Annotated in this window: 18 protein-coding genes; all 18 read right to left on the bottom strand. The window is 48.8% G+C overall.

Annotation, left to right across the window (positions count from 1 at the left end; all coding sequences use genetic code 11):
- Positions 1 to 163 precede the first annotated feature (163 nt).
- The 18 genes from AC0MA3_RS14045 to proS all read right to left on the bottom strand — a co-directional run bounded on the left by AC0MA3_RS14045 (position 164) and on the right by proS (position 22173).
- Positions 164 to 760, bottom strand: a complete 597-nt coding sequence (locus tag AC0MA3_RS14045) for a dipicolinate synthase subunit B (RefSeq protein WP_379151476.1) — start codon at positions 758 to 760, stop codon at positions 164 to 166.
- Entirely contained in the window at positions 761 to 1657 is an 897-nt protein-coding gene (dpsA, locus tag AC0MA3_RS14050) for a dipicolinate synthase subunit DpsA (protein WP_379151472.1), read from the bottom strand.
- Positions 1658 to 1924: 267 nt separating this feature from the next.
- A complete protein-coding gene (gene dut / locus AC0MA3_RS14055; RefSeq protein ID WP_474656653.1) occupies positions 1925 to 2371 on the bottom strand; it encodes a dUTP diphosphatase in 447 nt (148 codons plus the stop codon).
- Positions 2349 to 3614 (bottom strand): M16 family metallopeptidase, encoded by a 1266-nt coding sequence (locus tag AC0MA3_RS14060; RefSeq protein WP_474656654.1) that lies wholly within the window; start codon positions 3612 to 3614, stop codon positions 2349 to 2351. The genes dut and AC0MA3_RS14060 overlap by 23 nt, the downstream gene beginning before the upstream one ends.
- Before the next feature lie 78 nt (positions 3615 to 3692).
- On the bottom strand, positions 3693 to 4682 hold the full coding sequence (locus tag AC0MA3_RS14065) for a polysaccharide deacetylase family protein (RefSeq protein ID WP_474656655.1): 990 nt from the start codon (positions 4680 to 4682) through the stop codon (positions 3693 to 3695).
- Between the two features lie 244 nt (positions 4683 to 4926).
- Positions 4927 to 7029 carry a polyribonucleotide nucleotidyltransferase gene (gene pnp, locus AC0MA3_RS14070; protein ID WP_379151459.1) on the bottom strand — a complete coding sequence of 701 codons (2103 nt, stop codon included), beginning with the start codon at positions 7027 to 7029 and terminating at the stop codon, positions 4927 to 4929.
- 349 nt (positions 7030 to 7378) lie between these two features.
- The gene (gene rpsO / locus AC0MA3_RS14075) at positions 7379 to 7648 is read right to left on the bottom strand and encodes a 30S ribosomal protein S15 (RefSeq protein WP_019910460.1); all 270 of its coding nucleotides are present in this window, start codon (positions 7646 to 7648) and stop codon (positions 7379 to 7381) included.
- Between the two features lie 149 nt (positions 7649 to 7797).
- Positions 7798 to 8745 (bottom strand): bifunctional riboflavin kinase/FAD synthetase, encoded by a 948-nt coding sequence (locus AC0MA3_RS14080; protein ID WP_379151454.1) that lies wholly within the window; start codon positions 8743 to 8745, stop codon positions 7798 to 7800.
- Positions 8746 to 8783: 38 nt separating this feature from the next.
- The gene (truB, locus tag AC0MA3_RS14085; protein ID WP_379151451.1) at positions 8784 to 9698 is read right to left on the bottom strand and encodes a tRNA pseudouridine(55) synthase TruB; all 915 of its coding nucleotides are present in this window, start codon (positions 9696 to 9698) and stop codon (positions 8784 to 8786) included.
- Positions 9695 to 10672 (bottom strand): DHH family phosphoesterase, encoded by a 978-nt coding sequence (locus tag AC0MA3_RS14090; protein WP_474656656.1) that lies wholly within the window; start codon positions 10670 to 10672, stop codon positions 9695 to 9697. The genes truB and AC0MA3_RS14090 overlap by 4 nt, the downstream gene beginning before the upstream one ends.
- 21 nt (positions 10673 to 10693) lie before the next feature.
- Complete coding sequence (gene rbfA / locus AC0MA3_RS14095) at positions 10694 to 11047, bottom strand: 30S ribosome-binding factor RbfA (protein WP_020434078.1); 354 nt, start codon at positions 11045 to 11047, stop codon at positions 10694 to 10696.
- Between the two features lie 18 nt (positions 11048 to 11065).
- On the bottom strand, positions 11066 to 13729 hold the full coding sequence (gene infB / locus AC0MA3_RS14100; protein ID WP_474656657.1) for a translation initiation factor IF-2: 2664 nt from the start codon (positions 13727 to 13729) through the stop codon (positions 11066 to 11068).
- The gene (locus tag AC0MA3_RS14105; RefSeq protein ID WP_379151441.1) at positions 13722 to 14045 is read right to left on the bottom strand and encodes a YlxQ family RNA-binding protein; all 324 of its coding nucleotides are present in this window, start codon (positions 14043 to 14045) and stop codon (positions 13722 to 13724) included. Before AC0MA3_RS14105 ends, infB begins: the two co-directional genes overlap by 8 nt.
- Entirely contained in the window at positions 14038 to 14346 is a 309-nt protein-coding gene (gene rnpM / locus AC0MA3_RS14110) for an RNase P modulator RnpM (RefSeq protein ID WP_019910454.1), read from the bottom strand. The genes AC0MA3_RS14105 and rnpM overlap by 8 nt, the downstream gene beginning before the upstream one ends.
- Before the next feature lie 35 nt (positions 14347 to 14381).
- A complete protein-coding gene (gene nusA, locus AC0MA3_RS14115; RefSeq protein WP_379151436.1) occupies positions 14382 to 15479 on the bottom strand; it encodes a transcription termination factor NusA in 1098 nt (365 codons plus the stop codon).
- Positions 15480 to 15505: 26 nt separating this feature from the next.
- Positions 15506 to 15973 carry a ribosome maturation factor RimP gene (gene rimP / locus AC0MA3_RS14120; protein ID WP_074088160.1) on the bottom strand — a complete coding sequence of 156 codons (468 nt, stop codon included), beginning with the start codon at positions 15971 to 15973 and terminating at the stop codon, positions 15506 to 15508.
- A gap of 246 nt (positions 15974 to 16219) precedes the next feature.
- Positions 16220 to 20545, bottom strand: a complete 4326-nt coding sequence (locus AC0MA3_RS14125; RefSeq protein ID WP_474656658.1) for a PolC-type DNA polymerase III — start codon at positions 20543 to 20545, stop codon at positions 16220 to 16222.
- 179 nt (positions 20546 to 20724) lie between these two features.
- On the bottom strand, positions 20725 to 22173 hold the full coding sequence (proS, locus tag AC0MA3_RS14130) for a proline--tRNA ligase (RefSeq protein ID WP_474656659.1): 1449 nt from the start codon (positions 22171 to 22173) through the stop codon (positions 20725 to 20727).
- Positions 22174 to 22254 lie beyond the last annotated feature (81 nt).

Genomic DNA, 22254 nt, shown 5'->3' on the forward strand with positions numbered 1-22254 from the left:
GCAAGCATACTAATGTGTATATACACCTTCCATTCCATCGATGGAAAGAATCCGCCTGCGCGGGGGCATTATTCAGTTAGCTGAATAAAGTGTTGAACCGCCCTCAAATTGAGGACGGCAGATGTATACCTTTTATATTCAGAATGCCTGCATGAAATGTTATCTATGCTGAATGAAACCGTTCGATAATCATCGGCTGTAGCTGGTTACCCTGCAGTGCCGCATAGCAGGCCTCTGGAATGAGATCCATCTTCGCTACAAGAGAATTCGGCTTGCCCTGCGGGTTATCCTGGCCGAACGGAACGAAATAAATATTCTTCGTCACCAAAAGCTTCGCGATATTCGACGCATTTAGTCCAAGTCCATCATTAGTGGAGATCGCCAGCACCAGAGGCCTTCCATTGCGCATTTGCGATTTGGCGGCCATAAGAACAGGACTGTCTGTCATGGCATTAGCCAGTTTACTCGTAGTATTCCCTGTGCAGGGCGCGATGGTCAATACATCCAGCAACTTGGAAGGACCCAGCGGTTCCGCTTCAACAATTGTAGAAATGATATCATTCCCTGTTATATCTTTCAACTGTTTTAACCAATTTTCCGATGTGCCAAAGCGTGTGTCTGTATTCATCACGGATGCCGAAACAATCGGCACCACTTTGGCGCCGTCATCGATAAAGCGTTGAATCTGCGGCATCACCTCGGCAAACGTACAATGTGAACCGGTAATAGCATAACCTACTGTTTTTCCATGCCAATCCATTTATTCGTCCCCCCTGTTAAAAGTCTCGTCCGATATCGACTGTACCAGCGCACCTGCCATAATAATTCCAGCGCTTTTGGGAGCAACGATTCCGGGCAATCCCGGTGCCAGCATGGCCTTGATCCCGCGTTTTTCCGCATAGCGGAAATCGCATCCGCCCGGGGCGGAAGCCAGATCGATAATTACACAGTGTTTGGGGAGACGCGACAGCACCTGCGCAGTAATAATCATACTTGGTATGGTATTGAAAATAAGATCAACTTCAGGTACATGTATCAGCAGTTCTCCAGTCATAAAGGGTTTCCAGCCCATCTCCTCGGCTCGTGCATAATGCTCTTGTTTCCTTACTCCAACCTTCACATTTGAACCGAGGCCCTGCAGTGCCCTGGCCATTGTGAACCCGGTTCTGCCCATTCCCAGTACCATCGATGTCGATCCATGGATTGTAAAATCCGTATTCTGAATAGCCATAACCAGTGCTCCTTCCGCCGTAGGGATGGAGTTGTAGATTGCCACATCATCCCGGTTCAGCAGTTCCACCAGCTTCAGTGAATGCTTGGCGCACAGGGTTCTCAAATAGCTTTTGGCCATACCGGTATATACCGTACAGCTGGCTGGCAACGCTGCAACATGCTCTTCCAGCAGTTGCAGGCGCTCCGAGGAAAAAAGGGCATTGATATTCCCCTCATCATCACAGCCTACAGTAGGCAGTACCAGCACATCCGAACGGCTCAGCAGCTCTACCGACATTTGTTCAATGCTCACCCCTGGGCTTGGGGTTTCCCACTTGTCGAATCCGGCAGCGCTTACCGTCGCATCCATTTCCACACATTTTCGAATCACTTCAATCTGTCTCGCGTCCCCGCCCAGGAACACGATCCTGATGCCAGTAAGCATAGGGATGACGCTCCTTTCCACATACACACTATCGAATATAGAGCATCTTATGCCAGGTTGGGCGGATGGGTGAATAACGAGAAGAATTGAATCACCTGCCTCATCAAAAAGACTGCACCAATCAAATTAGCCGCCTTAGGAGTTACCGGGCAGCTTTAACGATATCTGTTAGCACACAAAAAAAGCTAAACAACCAAAGCCGACCGGAACCCAGTCCGGTTAACCTTGGTAATGTTTAGCTTGAGCTTATAATTAGTGTAGATAACCTTATTTACCTGTATGCCCGAAGCCTCCTGCTCCGCGTTCCGTCTCGGACAGTTCTTCCACTTCAACCAGTGTTACAGAAGGGACAGCCTGAAAGACCATTTGGGCAATCCGTTCATTACGGGCAATGCCAAACGGCTCCTGTCCCAGATTGATGAGCAGTACTTTGATCTCGCCGCGGTAATCGGCATCAATGGTTCCCGGCGTATTCAGGCAAGTAATACCGTGTTTCAGCGCCAGCCCGCTGCGCGGCCGGATTTGCGCCTCCAGGCCGTCCGGCATGGCCAGCGATATACCTGTAGGGATTAGTGCCCGTCCGCCCGGAGCAAGCACAACGGCTTCTCCCACAGCGGCATACAGGTCATAACCCGAGGCCTGTTCGGACATTTTACGGGGAAGCTCTACATCTTCATTCCCGGGAAGCTTGTTAATTTGAACGTAATACGACAAGATCATCTCTCCTAACATTGGCTATAGCTTTGTCTGTTGAGCCCACCATCGCAAGAGCCAGCGGCTCAGCAAACATATGGTCCAGCAAATGATTCACATCATCCATAGTCACCTGCTGGATTTTGGCGATCATCTCATCCAGTGTATCATGTCTTCCAAGCATCAGCTCGTTTTTACCAATACGGTTCATCCGGCTGCTTGTGCTTTCCAGGCTTAGAATCAGGCTACCCTTAAGCTGTTCCTTGCCCTTTCGCAGTTCATCTTCGCTAATCCCATGGACGGCAAGTTCATACATCATTTCTTTGATCAGTTCTGTGACTTCTTTGGTCTGCTTCGGCGCAGTTCCTGCGTAGACGGTGAACATCCCGCTATCCGCCTGGGAGCTATGATAGGAGTATACCGAATAGGCCAGGCCGCGCTTTTCGCGGATCTCCTGAAACATACGTGAACTCATACCGCCGCCGAATGCATTATTCAGCAGCACCATCGGATATTGCAGAGGCCCTCCGCTTTGCACACCCGGTAAAGAGAGGCAAATATGGTTTTGCTCTGTTTTTTTGCGGTGGAACAACAGCTCACCCTGGAAATCGGGAACAGTCAGCGCAGCCGATTCACCATGATTCTGAAAAGATCCGAAGTGTTTCTCAAGCAGCTCAGCCAGTCCGTCATTAATGTTGCCTGCTACACTGATAACTGTATTCTCAATGGTATACTGCGTCTTCATATAAGCCCTGAGGTCGTCTGGAGTCATTTCCTGAAGCCGTTCTTTGAGTCCCAGAATCGAATAAGCCAGCGGGTGTTCACCATAGGCTGCAGCACACATCAGATCATGTACCAGATCATCCGGTGTGTCCTCGCACATGGCGATTTCCTCCAGAATGACGTTTTTTTCCTTGGCCAGCTCGTCGGCATCCATCCGTGAACGGAAGAACATATCGGCCAGCACATCCACAGCAATCGGCAGATGCTCATCCAAAACCTTGGCATAATAACATGTATACTCTTTAGAGGTAAACGCATTGACGTTACCGCCTATCGCGTCAAACTGTTCGGCAATATCCTTTGCACTATAGCGGTCGGTGCCTTTGAACAGCATATGCTCAATAAAATGAGAAATCCCGTTGTTCAGCGGCGTCTCATTGCGTGAGCCTGTTTTGACCCATATTCCAAAGGAAACGGATCGTCCGGTGGGGATTTTTTCAGTTACCACCCTTAGGCCGTTTGATAACACTATTTTTTCCACTTCAAAATCCTCCTGGCATAGCCCTGGTTCTATCTATATTTAGTATACGCGCCTTTTATCCTACCAGAATTATTCGACTCACTCAACATCAGCAGGCAGCACACGCTCCGCAGATAACGTCTGGCTAACCGTTCCCAATCGCAGACCTTTAGCCTTAATTCCCCGGATCATCCCTTTCAGCGCCTGCGACGAGGACGATGTAGGATGCATGAGAATCAAGGTTCCCGGCTCTGCCTTGCTGCTGATTTTGGATATGATCGATTCCGGGGAAGGATTGCGCCAATCTACCGTGTCGAGCGTCCAGAGTACAGTTTTGAGACCAAGCGAGGCGGCAATATCTACAGTTTCCTGGTCAAAATCACCGGATGGCGGTGCAAACCATATATTGGTCACACCGAGACTTTCCTTTAGCAGGTTCTGCGTTTTCTGGATTTCAGCGGTGGCCCGCGCCCTGCTTAAAGTGCTCATATTGGGATGGGTGTAAGCGTGATTTTCCATTTCATGGCCGCGCTTCTGCATTTCCATAGCCAATTCTTTATTATGGCTGAGCCAGCTGCCATCCAGAAAAAAGGTGACCTTCACCTGCTCCTGATCCAGAATATCCAGCATCGGGATGATATACTGGTTCCCCCATGCGACATTGATCATCAGTGAGACCATCGGTTTCGCCGGATTACCCCGGTAGATCGGCTGTGCTCCCAAGTCATTTAGTGAAATCTTAGGCGGAATCTGGCGGTAGAGAAGCTTCAAGCCGTCATTAGGGCCTTTAAGCATTGCATTCCTATAGGTTGCCTCTACATCTACTTCCAGACCATTATAGCCCGGTATAGCCTTCCATACGCGGTCTACGGTGGCATCTACAGGCGGGCTGTTCAGGGCGGATGCCTTGCTCTCTATCATTCTTCGCAAATCTTCCCCCGGTTGTTCTGCTAAAGCCTCGTTCCATACAGCCAGTCCTGTCTGCTGCTTAAGCTGGGACAGCATATCCTTCACGGGGCCTTGGGTACTGCCGATGCCGATTACGACAGCGATAAAGGCCAGCACAAGTGCCGCTTTTTCCGTCTTCATGACGACTTTCCTCCCTGGCAGAAACGGTTCATTGGTCGGTCCCGGCACAGGAAGGTGCAGAGACGCTTTGTCCCAGCCTATGAACCCAAGGAAGAAAATATGACTACAATTGAAAATAGCCCCACAGAGTGGAGCTTGCTTGCCCGGACTTATAGTCATTTATATTTTAAAAAAAGAGCCAGAACGAAATTGCTTCTGTCTCTTCGCATTCATACATATGATCTGCATTGAAGCTGCAGTGATATTACGCCTTGGCTGCACCTTCTGAAGTGAGTACAGCTTTACGCGATAGATTGACGCGGCCTTGTTGGTCGATTTCGGTTACTTTGACAGTAATCGTATCGCCGATGGCAACTACATCTTCTACTTTGGCTACACGGTCTGTGGACAATTGGGAAATATGCACCAATCCGTCTTTACCCGGAATCAGTTCGACGAATGCACCAAACTTCTCGATGCGTCTAACTGTACCTACATAGATTTCGCCAACCTGTACTTCACGTACAATGCCTTCGATAATGCCGCGGGCTTTCTGAATCATTGCTTCATCTGAAGATCCGATAAAGACACGACCATCCTGCTCGATGTCAATCTTCACGCCGGTTTCCTCAATGATTTTGTTGATGATCTTGCCACCAGCACCAATGACATCACGGATTTTGTCCGGATTAATGTTAATGATAATAATTTTTGGAGCATATTTAGACAGACTTGGTCTTGGTTCGGAGATGGCTTCCATCATTTTGCCTAAGATGAACATACGTCCTTCTTTGGCCTGTTGCAGCGCATCCTGAAGAATCTTCCGGTCGATGCCATCAATTTTGATATCCATCTGAATTGCCGTAACACCTTCAGCCGTACCAGCTACCTTGAAGTCCATGTCGCCCAAGTGATCTTCCATACCTTGGATATCGGTTAGAATCGAGACATGTTCCCCGTCTTTGATCAGACCCATGGCTACACCAGCTACCGGTGCTTTAATCGGCACACCTGCATCCATCATTGCCAGGATACTCGCACAGATACTCGCTTGGGAAGTAGATCCATTGGATTCAATGGCTTCTGATACCAGACGAATGGTGTACGGGAATTCTGTTTCACTAGGGATAACCTTAGACAACGCCCGTTCTCCCAGAGCTCCATGTCCAATCTCACGGCGGCCCGGCGCTCTAAGCGGACGAGCTTCCCCTACGCTGAATGGAGGAAAGTTGTAGTGATGCATAAACCGTTTGGTCTCAGCCGGATCAATCCCGTCAAGAATCTGAACATCACCAAGTGCGCCAAGGGTACATACGCTTAGGATCTGAGTCTGTCCCCGTGTAAAGAGACCGGAACCATGTGTGCGTGGAAGCAGAGCAGTATCGCATTCGATCGGACGAATTTCATCCAGCTTGCGTCCATCCGGACGGATCTTATCGTGGGTGATCAGGCGTCTAACTTCATCCTTTACGATATCATGGAGAACTTCCTTGACATCCTTCAGAAGCTCCGGTGTTTCTATGTATTTCTCTGCGAAATACTGCACCGTTTCATTGTTGATCAAATCGATGGCATCCTGTCGGGCATGCTTCTCGGCAATCTTCACAGCTTCCACCAGGCGGATCTGCGCATACGCGCGAACCTCAGCGTTTACTTCTGCATTTACAGCGTGCAGTTTCACTGCCATTTTCTCTTTACCCGCAACCGCAACCAGTTCTTCGATCACAGCCACGATCTTGCGGACTTCATCATGTCCGAACATGATAGCTTCAAGCATTACATCTTCCGGTACTTCATTGGCTTCTGCTTCTACCATCATAATGGCATCCTTAGTTCCGGCTACGACTACATAAATATCACTTACCGCTTGTTGTGCAACATCAGGGTTAATGATAAATTCACCGTTAATGCGGCCTACAGCCACACCGCCAATAGGACCGCTGAAAGGCACATCAGAAATACTGAGTGCAGCGGAAGTACCAATCATTGCAGCAATATCTGGCGCACAATCCTGATCCACACTCATTACGAGATTCAGTACCTGAACATCATTACGGAATCCTTCCGGAAACAATGGGCGGATCGGGCGGTCCGTCAGACGGCTAGATAGAATTGCTTTCTCGCTGGGTCTACCCTCGCGTTTGATAAATCCCCCGGGAATTTTACCAACTGCATATAGTCTTTCCTCATAGTTAACTGTAAGCGGGAAAAAATCCAGATCTTTAGGTTCACTGGATGCTGTAACCGTACACAATACTGAAGTGTCACCATAACGGACCATAACTGCTGCGTTTGCCTGTTTGGCCAAGCGGCCTGTTTCGAGCACAAGGCGTCTTCCGCCAAGTTGCATTTCTACACGTTTTTCCATAAAATCCCTCCTTGAATGGTAGTAGACCTGCCGTTCACGATCACAGGTTCAATGTTAATCATAATTATATAAGAAGAAACGGCTTCGCCGTATGTACATTAAACTCTCCCGTTTCCTCAAAAATATAAGGATCACCTATAGCACAAGAACTATAAATTCTTATATTTCAAGCAAAAACGGCTTGTCCTCATGATGAGGTTAAGTAGCCGTTTTGTGCACATCATATCTACTTGCTGCTAACCACAGTTTCCCCTAAATTTTCAAAAAGCAACCCGGCTGTCCCGCTGTCGCTCGTAAGAAGGACATACGGTATACAACCAGGCTGCTTTAGGGTAACGATTATGGAAAATTAGCGACGCAATCCCAGTTTTTCGATCAGGGCGCTGTAACGTCTGATGTCTTTGTTTTTCAAATACGCCAGCAGTTTACGACGTTGTCCAACCATCTTCAGCAATCCGCGACGGGAATGATGATCCTTCTTGTGCGTACGCAAGTGGTCAGTCAAATTAACGATGTTCTCCGTTAGGATAGCAACTTGCACCTCAGGGGATCCAGTGTCGGATTCATGAGTTTTGTGCTCGTCAATCAATTGGTGTTTACGTTCTTGAGTCAATGCCATCCTGTTCACCTCCTTCAATATAATCGCCAATAGCCTCGTCACCGTCGGTGAGAACATGCAACCAAGCTAAGGTTATGATGCTGTCATTCCAGCAACGTTAATCAGTATAGCACCTTCGCAGACAAATGTAAACGGCATGTCCATATGATTCAGGATTGATCTTCCAGCAGACTTTTTGCTGTCCCGGCATCTTCGCCAATTTGTGCGATCAAAGCACCAATAGATTCAAACTTGCGTTCAGGACGGATGAATGAGACCAGCTCCACCATAAGCTCTTGCCCGTAGATATCCCCCGCAAAATCAAACAGATGCACCTCAAAGCTGGGCGCTGTTACTCCTTCATGAAAGGTCGGCTTGACACCAACGTTCATTACACCGTGAAGAACTTCATCCTTGTAAAATACTCTGACAGCATAAACTCCCTTAGCGGGAATAACATAACGCTCATCAAGCTGTACATTTGCTGTAGGGAACCCTATCGTGCGTCCACGCTTCTCTCCATGTACCACTGTTCCCCGCAGATGATAACAACGTCCAAACCATGTATTCGCCAGAGTAAGCTCACCATTCTGGAGACTTTTACGAATACCGGAGCTGCTTACCTTCTGGCCCCCGATCAGGAAGGGAGGCGCAGTCACAACACCCATTGCCCCTTGCCCCAGCTCTCGAAGTCGTTCCGGGTCCCCCTCACCAAGGTAGCCAAAACGGAAATCAAAGCCAACCACGGCGGTTACAATCTTCAGAGGCAGCAGCATCACCGATACAAAATCCTCCGGACTTACTTTGGAAAGCTGCTCATTAAATTCGATGATATACAAAATATCGACCCCCATCCCGGCAAGAAGCTCCTGCTTATCCTTGGGTGGGGTCAAATATCCATCATAGTCACCTTTGCCCATTACATCCTTGGGATGAGGATGGAAAGTCATGACAGAGGCTGGAATGCCATCTTTGCGGGCCAGTGCAACAGCGGATGCAATGACGCTGGCATGTCCCAGATGCAATCCGTCAAATTGGCCCAAAGCTGTTACTTGTGGCTGTGCCCAATCTGCTGCAGTCTCCGGCGGTATCGGGTAGCTTAAGGTTACGGTTCTCACGCTGTCTCTCACCTACAATTCACTAATTAAAATTAAAGTTATGCTTGTGCAAATACCTTAACAGGCGCAATAGCCCCTGTCTCTTCCAATTCATAAATACCCAGGAACTCGCCTTGAACATCATAAAGACGAAAGTGTCCATTCTGCTTTACTTCAGGAGCCACATGCCGGATCGACAGACGCTGCCCTTGCAGAGCTGCTTTCTTCTTCTCATCCATCACTATATGTCTGGGTAAATGATTGATGGCTTCATCCGCTGCAATCAAATGCTCTTCCAGCGTACCAGCTTCCTTATGCGCAGCTATTTGCTCCAGAGTCAAGCAGTGGCTGGCCGATATTCCTGCTGACATGGTCCGTTCAAGCTTAACCATAACTCCAGGAAGTCCAAGTGCCCGTCCGATATCCACACATAATGTTCGGATGTAAGTACCTTTGGAGCACAAGGCACGAAACGTAATATCGGGATGTTTACCATTCCAGATCATGCCGAGCATCTCGATCTCATAGATCTCCACTTCACGGCTTTTACGCTCCACTGTTTTGCCTTCTCTGGCGAGCTCATATAGGCGTTTGCCGTCAACCTTGACAGCAGAATACATGGGTGGAACCTGAGAAATGACGCCTTTAAAAGAAGTAAGCACAGCAAGCACTTCAGCCTCCGTCACATTGACCTCTTCAACCGTTTCGGTAATCGTTCCGGTTAAATCCTCCGTATCACTGGATACTCCAAGTCTCAAGGTAGCCACATATTCTTTGGGCAGTTCCTGAATATATTCAACGACACGTGTTGCCCGTCCCAGACAGAGCGGCAGGACCCCGGTGACCTGGGGATCTAGTGTCCCAGTATGGCCGATCCGCTTCATTCCGAGAATGCGTCTCGCTTTGGCGACAACATCATGTGAAGTGAATCCGGCAGGCTTATAGACAGCCAAAACACCTGTAAGTTCACTCATAAATGACGTCTGACCTCCTGAAGTATCATCGGTATAGCCTCTTCGAGTGTAGCATCAATACGGGCACCGGCTGCACGCGTATGTCCACCGCCCCCGAATACTTGCGCCAAAGCGGCAACATCCACTTTGCCTGCCGAGCGTAGGCTTACTTTTACCGCATGTTCATGGATCACCTTGAACAGAATTCCCACCTCAACTCCGCGGATATTACGCGGATAGTTCACAATACCTTCAAGATCTTCATTGGCGGCATCACAATCCAGCATATCCTGTGGTGTCACATATACCCAGGCTATGTCTCCTTCCGGGGACAGTTGCAAGGTACTTAACGCCTTGTTAAGCACTTTAACCTGCGCCAATGTCATTTCTTCGAGCAGTGTTTCCGCCAGTTCAGGGCCATTGACACCAAGTGCCAGCAGTTCGGATACGGCTGCCATTACTTTAGGTGAGGTATTGCTGTAACGAAAGCCTCCGGTATCCGTTAACAGTCCGGTATAGAGAGCAGTCGCGATATCGATATCCCACTCCATCTCAAACGTCTTCAGCAGATCGAACAAAATTTCCGCTGTCGCAGCTGCATCCGGTTTAATCAGCGTAACATGGCCATAACCGTTGTTCGTAGGATGATGATCTATATTCAAGATGAGGGCATCGGTGGCAAAATGACGCTGGGTAAGCCCTACACGCTGAAAATCGGCACAATCGACGCAAATAACATTATGATATTGGCGGGATTGCCCGCCGTCAGCTAAATTAACAATCTCATTAGCATGCCATAAGTATTCCATTCGTTGCGGGATCGGTCCTTCATTCAGCATAGTATATTTTTTGCCCAGACATGAGAGAAGCCAGCCCACCGCGAGGGTGGAGCTGACTGCATCTCCGTCCGGCTGAACATGCGACACTACAAGATAATCGTCGTGTTCCAGCAGAAACTTACGGGTCTGCTGGAGACTTTGTTCATAGCTCTGCATTCGCCGTCTCCTTTATGTTACCTAGCTTTCTTCATTCTTGCCAATTTCACCAAGCAACTTCTCGATATGGCTTCCGTAAGCAACGGATTCGTCAATCTTGAAGATCAGTTCAGGAGTATGACGCAGGCGGATCGCCTTACCAAGCTCCGAGCGGAGAAAACCGTTCGCTTTCTCAATCGCTTTTAGTGAACCTGTAACCTGCTCTTCGTCCCCGAATACGCTCAGGTATACTTTAGCCTGCGACAGATCGTTAGTCACGTCTACACCGGTTACTGTAACAAACCCGATACGAGGGTCCTTTAGTCCGCTTTGGATGAGCTGGCTCAGTTCTTTTTTGATCTGTTCGCCAACCCGTCCGGCTCTGATTTTAGACATCTATATTCACCTCTTCGCTTAGCGCTCTACCGTTTCCATGATGAACGCTTCGATAATGTCGCCTTCAACGACATCATTATAGCGTTCCAAAGTTATGCCGCATTCATAACCTTGCGCCACTTCTTTTGCATCATCTTTGAAACGTTTCAAGGTGTCGATCTTGCCTTGGAAGACAACGATACCGCTACGGATCAGGCGCATTTCGGCATTACGGGCAATTTTGCCGGAAGTAACCATACATCCTGCAATAGTACCCACTTTGCTGATTTTGAAGACATTGCGCACTTCAGCATGGCCGATAACGTTCTCTTTGTAGATCGGATCAAGCATCCCTTTCATTGCACTTTCAATTTCTTCAATTACGTTGTAGATAATGTTGTGCAGACGTACATCCACTTTCTCCTGCTCAGCGGCTGCTTTGGTCTGAGCATCCGGACGAACATTGAAGCCGATAACGATCGCATTGGATGCTGCCGCTAAGGTGATGTCGGATTCTGTAATCGCACCCGCTCCACTGTGGATAATCTTCACCCGTACGCCTTCAACTTCGATTTTGGCCAAGGATCCTTTGAGTGCTTCTACTGAACCTTGTACGTCACCCTTGATGATAACGTTGAGATCTTTGATCTCGCCATCCTTGATATGCTTGAATAGATCATCCAGAGTTACCCGGGTATTCGTATTCAGCTCGGACTGGCGCTGCGAAGTGGAACGTCTATCCGCAATTGCACGGGCTTTGCGCTCATCTTCAAACGCCATGAATGGATCGCCGGCTTGCGGGACTTCAGTCAGACCAGTAATCTCGACCGGAGTGGAAGGACCCGCTTCCTTGATCTTGCGTCCTTTATCATTAACCATAGCGCGTACGCGTCCGAAGCAGTTACCCGCTACAAAAGCGTCTCCGACTTTCAGCGTACCGTTCTGTACGAGAATCCGGGCAACCGGTCCACGGTTCTTATCCAGCTCTGCTTCTATGACAGTACCGCGGGCCCGTTTGTCAGGGTTTGCTTTGTACTCATTCACTTCAGCAACAAGCAGAATCATTTCCAGCAGTTCTTCCAGGTTGATGCGCTGCTTGGCAGACAAGTTAACGAAGATGGTGTCTCCGCCCCACTCTTCTGGTACCAGCTCATAGCTCGTAAGCTCCTGCTTCACTTTATCCGGATCAGCACCCGGTTTATCAATCTTGTTAACTGCAACGATGATCGGCAGACCAGCAGCCTTGGCATGGTTGATTGCTTCTACCGTCTGCGGCATAACGCCGTCATCAGCAGCGACTACGATAATAGTCATATCCGTTACCTGTGCACCACGGGCACGCATTGCGGTAAACGCTTCGTGACCCGGTGTATCTAGGAACGTGATTTTTTTGTGGTTGATTTCAACTTGGTAAGCACCGATATGCTGGGTAATCCCGCCGGCTTCACCGCCGGTCACATTCGTCGAACGAATGGCATCCAGCAATGTCGTTTTACCATGGTCAACGTGGCCCATGATGGTTACTACTGGAGGACGAGCCTGCAGATCCTCTTCGGAATCGTTCTCTTCCACCGTTTCGAAGCTGTCTTCATCAACAGGAATCTTCACTTCTACTTCTACGCCGAATTCACCGGCAAGCAGCAGAATCGTGTCAATATCGAGCTCCTGGTTAATTGTAGCCATTACACCCATGGAGATCAGTTTCTTAATGACTTCTGAAGCATCCTTATGAAGCAGCTTTGCAGTTTCTCCGACAGTCATGCTGCCGCGGACAATGATCTTCTTCGGTGTGTTGTCGATCTTCTCGCGGTACACTGTCGGCTGGTTTCTGCCCCGGTTGTTCTTGCCGCCACGGCCGCGGAAGTTGCCGCCTTTACCGTCTTCAAAACGTTTCTGACCGCTGTTATTGTTGGGTCTACCGCCAGTTGTATTCTTCTTAGGTCCTCTATCACCGCCGCGGGAGAAATCTCCGCCGCCTTGACCTTGTGGCGCACCAGTGCGCGGTGCACCGCTGCCTTGGCCTTGTGGAGCCCCGGTACGTGGTGCATTACTGCCTTGGCCTTGCGGGCGGTTTCCGCCAGTAGAGCTACCTTGCGGACGGCTGCCGCCGGTGGAGCTGCCTTGCGGGCGATTTCCGCCAGTGGAGCTACCCTGCGGACGGTTGCCGCCGGTAGAGCTGCCTTGCGGACGGCTGCCGCTGGTGGAACTGCCTTGTGGACGGCTGCCGCCGGTGGAGCTGCCTTGCGGACGGCTTCCAGTGGAACCTTGTGGGCGATTGCCGCTAGTAGAACTCTGCGGACGGGAATTCTGGGTGGAACCTGATGTTGCTATGCGGGAATCTTGTCCGCTTTGGGGCCTTGGGGACGTCGTCGATTGGTTGTTGTTTTGGTTACTGTTCATACCTACCTGCTTTTCCGGTTGATTTTTGTTGGCATTCTGAGCGTTTTGGGGTTCGGCGGTTACCGTTCCGGCAGATGCCGGACGGCTGCTGGTTCCGCTATCCCGCTTGGCTGCAGCGTTTGACTTAATGTCCTTGAAGAACTGTTCTACTTTGTTCACGGAGCTATTCTCCATGACACTCATATGATTATTCACAGGAACATTCAAACGCTTCAGAATTGTAATGATTTCTTTACTGCTCATATTGAGCGATTTCGCGTATTCATACACGCGCAGTTTATCCTTATTGTCTTCTTTAGTCAATAACTCCACCTCCGACAGTATCTCCAAGCACTCTGGAGATCATTTCCGCGAATCCTTTATCCGTAACGGCCAGCACAACGCGCTGGTCCTTACCAATACTTGCACCGAGGTCATCCCGGTGAAATGCGATTACTAGTGGAATATCGTAGGTTCCGCACTTGTCGCGGAACTTTTTCTGAGTATTATCTGAAGCGTCACCAGCTAGGACGACCAGCTTCGCCTCCGAAGACCGTACTGCTTTGAGCACAGCTTCGTCGCCAGTGACAATCTTGCCTGCTCTCATGGCAAGCCCTAAATAAGAAAGTGCCTTACTCATTGTCCTCACTATCCTTTGCTGCCAGAAACTGCTCCTCGACGGATGCAAAATCCCGAGCAAGCTGGGCATAGATTTCAGGACTCACTTGACATTTCAGTGCACGGTCAAGTGCTTTATTCTTTTGTGCCAGCTTAAAACATTCCAGTTTGCCGCAAATATAAGCTCCCCGGCCCGACTTCTTACCCGTCAGGTCAATCAGTACTTCGCCCTCCGGCGTTCTCACCACACGAATCAGCTCTTTTTTGGGCATCATCTCTTGGCTTGCAACGCATTTGCGCAGCGGTACCTTACGCTGTTTCATGTCAATCGCCTCCCCTCTAAAATAGAGCAGGTTGATTAGTCAATGGAGACGGAATCCTGATGCATTTCATCATTAGAAGTTCTTGGTCTGCCGTATTCCTGCTCTGCCTGGCTTTCGCTCTTGATATCAATTTTCCAGCCGGTCAGCTTCGCGGCAAGACGGGCATTCTGTCCTTTGATGCCGATCGCGAGCGACAATTGATAATCAGGAACAATGACACGGGCCATCTTTTCCGCTTCAAAGACTTGAACCTCAAGCACCTTGGAAGGGCTAAGCGCGTTCGCTACGTACTCCTGAACCGCTTCGGAATAACGGACGATATCAATCTTCTCGCCGCGCAGCTCGGTGACGATCGTCTGAACACGTGTGCCTCTAGGACCTACGCAGGAACCGACCGGATCCACTTCAGCATTGCGCGAGAAAACGGCAATCTTGGAACGGAAGCCAGCTTCGCGGGCCACGGAGCGAATCTCGACAACACCGTCAAAAATCTCCGGGACCTCCAGCTCGAACAGGCGCTTCAAGAGGCCTGGATGGCTGCGGGACAGCATGATCTGAGGCCCTTTGGTGGTATTCTCAACCTTAGTGATATATGCCTTGATGCGCTCGCTTTGCTTGAACTTTTCTCCAGGCATCAGCTCGCTGAGCGGCAGAACCGCTTCGATTTTGCCAAGATCCACATAAATATTACGCATATCCTGACGCTGCACAAGGCCGGTAACAATATCATCTTCCTTGTCGATAAAAGCATTATAGATGAGTCCGCGCTCCGCTTCACGGATACGCTGAGTCACCACCTGCTTAGCAGTCTGGGCTGCAATACGGCCGAAATCACGCGGTGTTACTTCCAGCTCGGCGATATCCTCCAGCTGAAAATGAGGATTAATCTCCCGGGCAGACATCAGTGAAATTTCGGTCCGGGTATCCAGAACCTCTTCAACTATCAGTTTGCGTGCAAACACCTTGATTACACCTGTGTTGCGGTTCATATCCACACGCACATTCTGCGCTGCATTGAAGTTGCGTTTATAGCTGGAGATCAGCGCAGCTTCGATGGCTTCGAACAGCACATCCTTGCTGATGCCTTTCTCCCTTTCCAGTTCATTCATAGCTTCGATAAAATCCATACTCATGAAATTCCGGTCCCCCTTTCAAGACGTTAAAAAATAATGGCCAATCTCGCGCTGGCGACTTTGGCGTACGGTACTACATGTTCTTTTTTGCCCGCGGAGATGAGCAGTTCCTCGTTCTCGAACGAAAGCAAACGACCTTCGAATTCCTTAAGTCCTTGAATCGGCTCATACACCGTCACATAGACATCCTTGCCAACCGCTTTGGCAACGTCCGCAGCCTTTTTGAGCGGGCGCTCAGCACCCGGTGAGGATACCTCAAGAAAATAAGCCTCAGGTATAGGATCATTCTCATCCAGCTTCTGACTGAAATATTCGCTGATGGCACCACAGTCATCAATATCAATGCCGCCTTCTTTATCTACGAATATGCGCAAAAACCAGTTGGAGCCTTCCTTCACATATTCAACGTCCACCAGTTCGAAACCATTGTCCTCGAGATAGGGCCCGAGCATCTGCTCTACCGTTTGTTTAATTTGGGATTTAGGTGTGCTCAAAAGAAAATAACCTCCACGAACTTGTCTTTTGCTATATACCAAAGATAAAGAGTGGGTTTCCCCACTCTTTACACAACGGACTTATCTCATTATTACCAAAAAAATTATACCATAGTGCATCAGCACTGACAAGTGCCGGCCCTTGACTGCCTCGTGTAACAAGGTGCAAAAACCTACTTTCCATCCGTTCCGCAACGGAGTTTTTGTACAATTCTTCTACAGCACATTTCCAACTATACGAGGACGTTAGAAGAGTGAAAGCTGATTGCTCTCTGGTAATCCACGGAAGCAGCCCATGTTGCTCAGCAGTTCAACAACCGTCTTACTCGCCTTGGATTTCTGCTGGAAATCCTCGATGGACAGGAACTCTCCGGCATTCTTGGCTGCGGCAATATTAATTGCTGCATTATCTCCAATTCCTGCAAGTGAAGAGAACGGAGGAATCAGGCTTGTACCGTCCACAGTAAATTTGGTCGCATCCGAATGGTACAAATCGATATTTTTGAAGGTGAACCCGCGTGCGGTCATTTCCAGAGCCATTTCAAGTACAGGCAGCATCGCTTTTTCCTTCGGCAGTGCCTGAAAGCCCTTTTGCTCAATTTCAACAATTTGACGGGCAATGGCCTCATATCCCTTGCAACACAGCTCAATGTCAAAATCAGCCGCCCGCACCGTGAAATAAGTCGCATAATATTCGATAGGATAGTACAGCTTGAAATAGGCGGTCCGTACTGCAGAAATGACATAGGCGGCAGCATGGGCCTTCGGGAACATGTACTGGATCTTGAGGCAGGAATCGATATACCATTGTGGAACTTTGCATTTCTTCATTTCCTCAATCCATTCGGCCGACAACCCTTTGCCCTTACGAACACTCTCCGTAATTTTGAACGCCAGACCTGCATCCATTCCCGCCTTGTAAATCAGAAATAGCATGATGTCATCACGGCAACCAATAACCGTCTTGATGTTGCAGGTATTGTTCTTGATTAGCTCCTGGGCATTGCCAAGCCAAACTCCTGTACCGTGGGACAAACCCGAGATCTGCAGCAGGTCGGCAAAGCTTGACGGCTTCGACTCTACAAGCATCTGGCGCACAAATTTGGTCCCCATCTCCGGCACCCCATAGGTTGCAACAGGTGTCCGGATCTGATCCGGTCTGACTCCCAGCGCATCCGTTGAATTAAACATGCTCATAACCTTGGGATCGTTCATCGGTATGGTGGTAGGATCCACACCGGTCAAGTCCTGGAGCATACGCATCATGGTCGGATCATCGTGACCCAGGATATCGAGCTTCAGCAGATTGGCGTCAAACGCATGATAATCGAAATGGGTGGTCTTCCATTCTGCAGTGACATCATCTGCCGGATACTGAACCGGGGTGATATCCTCAATCTCCATATAATCCGGTAAAACAACGATACCGCCGGGATGCTGCCCCGTACTCCGTTTCACACCTGTACAACCTGCCGCCAGGCGTCCGACCTCGGCTCCGCGCCACCGCTTTTGATGATGCTCTTCATATTTCTTCGTGAAACCAAAAGCAGTCTTTTCTGCTACAGTACCGATAGTGCCTGCACGAAATACATTGTCCGGTCCAAACATGGTCTTGGTGAAATTATGGGCGTTTGGCTGATATTCACCTGAAAAGTTAAGATCGATATCGGGAACCTTATCTCCCTTAAAGCCGAGGAATGTCTCAAACGGAATATCCTGCCCTTCGCCTTTAAGCTTACCTCCACAATCCGGACATGCTTTATCTGGAAGGTCGAACCCACTTGGCACGCTGCCGTCTAGAAACCACTCATTGTGCTTGCACTCAGGATTTGTACAAATATAATGGGCAGGCAGCGGATTAACCTCGGAGATTCCGAGAAAGGTTGCCACCACTGATGAACCTACAGAACCACGCGAACCTACCAGGTAACCATCCTGATTGGATTTCTTAACAAGCCGTTCAGAGATGAGATAGTTGGCAGAGAAGCCGTACTTGATAATTGGCGCAAGTTCTTTTTCTAACCGGGCAACGACTACCTCAGGCAGTTCTTCGCCATAGATCGATTTTGCCGTATTATAGCAGGTTTCCCGTATTTCATCGTCTGCCCCTTCGATTATGGGTGTGAACAGATCACTAGGGAAAAGTGGATACTCCTCAAAACGCTCAGCTAATGCCACTGTATTAGTGACAACAACCTCCATCGCTTTTTCTGCGCCAAGGAATTCAAATTCAGCCAACATCTCATCCGTAGTGCGGAAATGAGCATCGGGCTTGCGCTGATCTTTCAGCGGGCTGAAGCCAGTAATTCCATGAATCGTAATATCACGGAACAGTTTATCCCTTGGTTCAAGGTAATGAACATTCCCCGTAGCAATAACAGGTTTGTTCAACTGCTCGCCAATCTCACAAATCTTGTGTACGACACCCCGTAAGTCCTCTGGACTGGCGACAAAACCCTTGTCTACCAGATGCATGTACATCGTCAGGGGTTGAATCTCCAAAACATCATAAAATTGTGCAACTTCCATTGCCTCTTCTGTAGTTTTGTTCAGGACTGCCTCGAAAAACTCACCCCGTTCACACCCGGAAATCACCAGCAGACCGTCTCTATGCTCTTCGAGCTTGGACTTGGGTATACATGGCACCCGCTTGTAATACTCTGTATGAGATAGGGAGATCAGCTTGTACAGATTCTTTTTGCCCACAGGATTCAGTGCATATATGCCGCAGTGAAACGGCCGGGTGTTCGAGAGGTCATTGCCTACATAATCATTCAACCGGTCCAATCGGGTCAGATTCTTGAGCTTCTCCGCATCGGCCAGCAGGCCGTTCAGGATGCCCCCCAGCGCAATAGTATCGTCTATCGCACGGTGATGACTCTCGAGCAGTACTTTATACTTATCTGCTAAGGTATTCAGTCTGTGATTCTTCATGCTCGGGAACAAAAGGCGCGCCAGCTCCAGTGTGTCCAGCGAAGGGTTTGGCAATATCGGCTTGCCCAGCTTCACTAGCGATGCCTGAATGAATCCCATATCGAACCTAGCATTGTGAGCTACTAGGATGCTGTCACCTACAAACTCCACAAACTTCTGAAGCACAGGCTCCAGATCCGGTGCATCCTTCACCATTTCATCCGTGATATTGGTCAGCTGCTGAATATGATAAGGAATTTTTTCATGCGGGTTCACAAAGGTTGAATAACGGTCCAGTTCCTTCCCTTCGCACATCTTGATGGCCGCAAGCTCCGTTATGTTATTGCGTGTAATCGACAAACCGGTGGTCTCGATATCGAATACAACATAGGTCGCTTTTTTCAGTTCCAAGGGCTGTGGGTTCTCCACAATATTAACCGAGTCATTAACAACATTGGCTTCTACGCCGTACAGCATCTTGATTTTGTGTTTATGGGCAGCATGATCCGCATCAGGAAAGCTTTGGACTACACCATGATCCGAGACGGCAATCGCCGGATGGCCCCACTTAGCGGCTGTTTTGACATAGGCATCAATAGGAGTAACTGCATCCATGGTGCTCATAGTCGTATGCAGATGGAATTCCACTCTCTTCACAGGAGCTGTATCTTTCCGGGCAGGCGGCGCCTGAACCTCGGACAAATCCGAAGGAATCATCACCAGCTCTGGAATTTGCATGAAACGGTCATATTCCACTTTGCCGCGTGCTCTAACCCATTTGCCGTTAGCTAATTGTCCCATGACCTTCAGATCTTCCTTGGTTTTGGCGAACATCTTAATTTGCAGAGAATCCGTAAAGTCGGTAATACAGAAAGTGAACAAGGTATTTCCGTTGCGAAGTTCCTTGCTCTCGAGACCGAAGATAGTCCCTTGGATCGTGATCTTCTTTTCCTCATCCTGAATCTCTAGGATAGGCACAGCCTGCTCCTTAATTTCATAACCAACCTGCAGCTTAATAATCTCATTTGGATCTCTATCGTCCTCTGGTTCATCAGGCTCACTGGCCATCATCATCATTTCCACCAGTTCACGTTGTTCTTGCTGCAGTTTCTGCTGGAATTCCTCATAGGCATCCGCTTTACTCTCATTCTCCGCAATCTGGAGCTTAACTTTCAGAGAGAGCCCGAAGAATTTATCGTAAAACTTTACTATCGCGCCTTCGATCCCTTTTTTGCGGGCCAATTCCAGTGACATCGAATCACTTAGACTCAGCAAAAGTGTATCGTCCTGCAGCTCTTGTGTTGAGCGGGTAAGCCAGCCATTGACAGAAGGGATTTCACGCTGAACCCACTCCAGAAAAAGGCCCCAATATTCCTGTACCAGCTCCGCTCTGCTGGTTTTGTTATCATATAGAAACAAGAAGCTGACTTTGGCTATATGCTGCAGCTTCTCTCGCATTCTGAGCACAAAGGTCCGGTACGTCTGGGCCGGAACCAAACTTTCTTTGACAATTACAATATGCCAGTCATGGTTGCCGCGGCTGATCTCCACACGTTCAATATATCCATCCAAGAAGTAAGGATCAATGATCGCGGGCGGGATTTCTCCTTGTTTCATCAAAAGCTCAAACCGCTTTCTTCTCTCCACGTTCTGTTCCATGCTTCCCCCACCTAACTTACGCAATGATATAAATGCCTGATTTCAGCAAATAGTAGTATAAGACAGATTTAAAAAGCTTCCGGGTCAAAAAGCTTTGGGTTCTTTCGGCCCGCCGACTCCTCTCACCAGAAGCTAGATTAACATCCTATATTCTTTATCATAAACAATGCTGAACCAAATTAATAGGCTTTGGCAAAAACAACCGTATGCGCTGCAGGTTTACCGCAGCAGATGCACACCTGCTTCGTCTCTGCGGGGTTGAATGGAATGTTCCGGCTGGTTGCACCAGTTTCTTCTTTCACCTTGGATTCGCACTCCTCAGTACCGCACCAGCCTGCCAGCGCAAAACCGCGTTTCTCATCCATAGAAGCCTTCATTTCATCAAGTGTATCCACCGAATAGAAGTGATCCTCACGGAATTTAAGTGCCCGCTCGAACATCTCATTATGAACCTGCTCCAGCATTGCTTGGACTTCTTCTACCAGATCCGCTTGCTGAATGACCTTCTTCTCACCGCTGATCCGTGAGACCAACACACAGACACCATTCTCCATATCACGCGGCCCCAGTTCGAGACGGACAGGCACTCCGCGCATTTCGTACTCATTGAACTTCCATCCTGGAGTCACATCCGCCCGGTCATCTACACGTACGCGGACCCCAGCTTTTTTGAGTTCCTGGAACAGCTCGTCCGTCCTGCCAATGACAGCGTCACGAGTCTTAGGCGGTCCGATCGGAATCATAATAACTTGGGTAGGCGCAACTTTTGGCGGTAACGCGAGTCCTCTGTCATCACCGTGAACCATAATCATGGAACCAATCAGACGTGTACTGGTTCCCCATGAAGTGGTATGCACGTGCTCAAGCGCATTTTCCCGGCTCAGGTACTGGATTTCAAAAGCAACTGCAAATTTGGTGCCCAGGTAGTGAGAAGTTCCCGCCTGTACAGCACGTCCATCCTTCATCATGGCTTCAATGGAATAGGTATCTACTGCACCGGCAAAACGTTCCGAAGGGGTCTTTTGACCGGTAATTACCGGAATTGCCAGATAGCCTTCTACAAAATCACGATAGATTTCAAGCATCTGCATCGTTTCTTCACGTGCTTCAGCTTCATTCTCATGAGCAGTATGTCCTTCCTGCCACAGGAATTCACTGGTGCGGATAAAAGGAAGTGTACGCTTCTCCCAACGGACCACGTTAGCCCATTGATTGATCAAAACAGGGAGATCACGGTATGACTGAATCCATTTGGAATACATATGCCCGATCATGGTCTCTGAAGTAGGCCGGATTGCCAGACGCTCTTCTAATTTATCGCCGCCCGCTTCCGTTACCCAAGGGAGTTCCGGATTGAATCCTTCAATATGATCCTTTTCCTTTTGGAAAAAGCTCTCCGGAATGAAAAGCGGAAAATAAGCATTACGATGTCCTGTTTCCTTGAACCGGCGGTTCATTTCTTCCTGAATATGTTCCCAGATTTCAAAACCATCCGGTTTGAATACAATGCAACCCCGGACTGGGGAATAGTCCATCAAATCTGCTTTTTTGATAACATCAATGTACCAGCGTGAGAAATCTTCACCTTGCGGTGTAATCTCAGTAACGAACTGCTTATCTTTGGCCATGTAGTGAAACTCCTCCTAAATTCGCCCCACAAAGTGTCGAATATTCCTCAACGCTGATTCAATTACTTTGCGGGGACTCCA

The organism is Paenibacillus sp. LS-5 (assembly GCF_056121505.1).

What these genes read in the sequence shown, in the direction of transcription:
- AC0MA3_RS14045 (WP_379151476.1), bottom strand. Translation starts at nt 760, where the DNA reads ATGGATTGGCATGGAAAAACAGTAGGTTATGCTATTACCGGTTCACAT.
- AC0MA3_RS14125 (WP_474656658.1), bottom strand. Translation starts at nt 20,545, where the DNA reads ATGGAACAGAACGTGGAGAGAAGAAAGCGGTTTGAGCTTTTGATGAAA.
- dpsA (WP_379151472.1), bottom strand. Translation starts at nt 1,657, where the DNA reads ATGCTTACTGGCATCAGGATCGTGTTCCTGGGCGGGGACGCGAGACAG.
- pnp (WP_379151459.1), bottom strand. Translation starts at nt 7,029, where the DNA reads ATGGAAAAACGTGTAGAAATGCAACTTGGCGGAAGACGCCTTGTGCTC.
- nusA (WP_379151436.1), bottom strand. Translation starts at nt 15,479, where the DNA reads ATGAGTATGGATTTTATCGAAGCTATGAATGAACTGGAAAGGGAGAAA.
- rnpM (WP_019910454.1), bottom strand. Translation starts at nt 14,346, where the DNA reads ATGAAACAGCGTAAGGTACCGCTGCGCAAATGCGTTGCAAGCCAAGAG.
- rpsO (WP_019910460.1), bottom strand. Translation starts at nt 7,648, where the DNA reads ATGGCATTGACTCAAGAACGTAAACACCAATTGATTGACGAGCACAAA.
- rbfA (WP_020434078.1), bottom strand. Translation starts at nt 11,047, where the DNA reads ATGTCTAAAATCAGAGCCGGACGGGTTGGCGAACAGATCAAAAAAGAA.
- AC0MA3_RS14065 (WP_474656655.1), bottom strand. Translation starts at nt 4,682, where the DNA reads ATGAAGACGGAAAAAGCGGCACTTGTGCTGGCCTTTATCGCTGTCGTA.
- AC0MA3_RS14090 (WP_474656656.1), bottom strand. Translation starts at nt 10,672, where the DNA reads ATGCAGAGCTATGAACAAAGTCTCCAGCAGACCCGTAAGTTTCTGCTG.
- AC0MA3_RS14105 (WP_379151441.1), bottom strand. Translation starts at nt 14,045, where the DNA reads ATGAGTAAGGCACTTTCTTATTTAGGGCTTGCCATGAGAGCAGGCAAG.
- truB (WP_379151451.1), bottom strand. Translation starts at nt 9,698, where the DNA reads ATGAGTGAACTTACAGGTGTTTTGGCTGTCTATAAGCCTGCCGGATTC.
- proS (WP_474656659.1), bottom strand. Translation starts at nt 22,173, where the DNA reads ATGGCCAAAGATAAGCAGTTCGTTACTGAGATTACACCGCAAGGTGAA.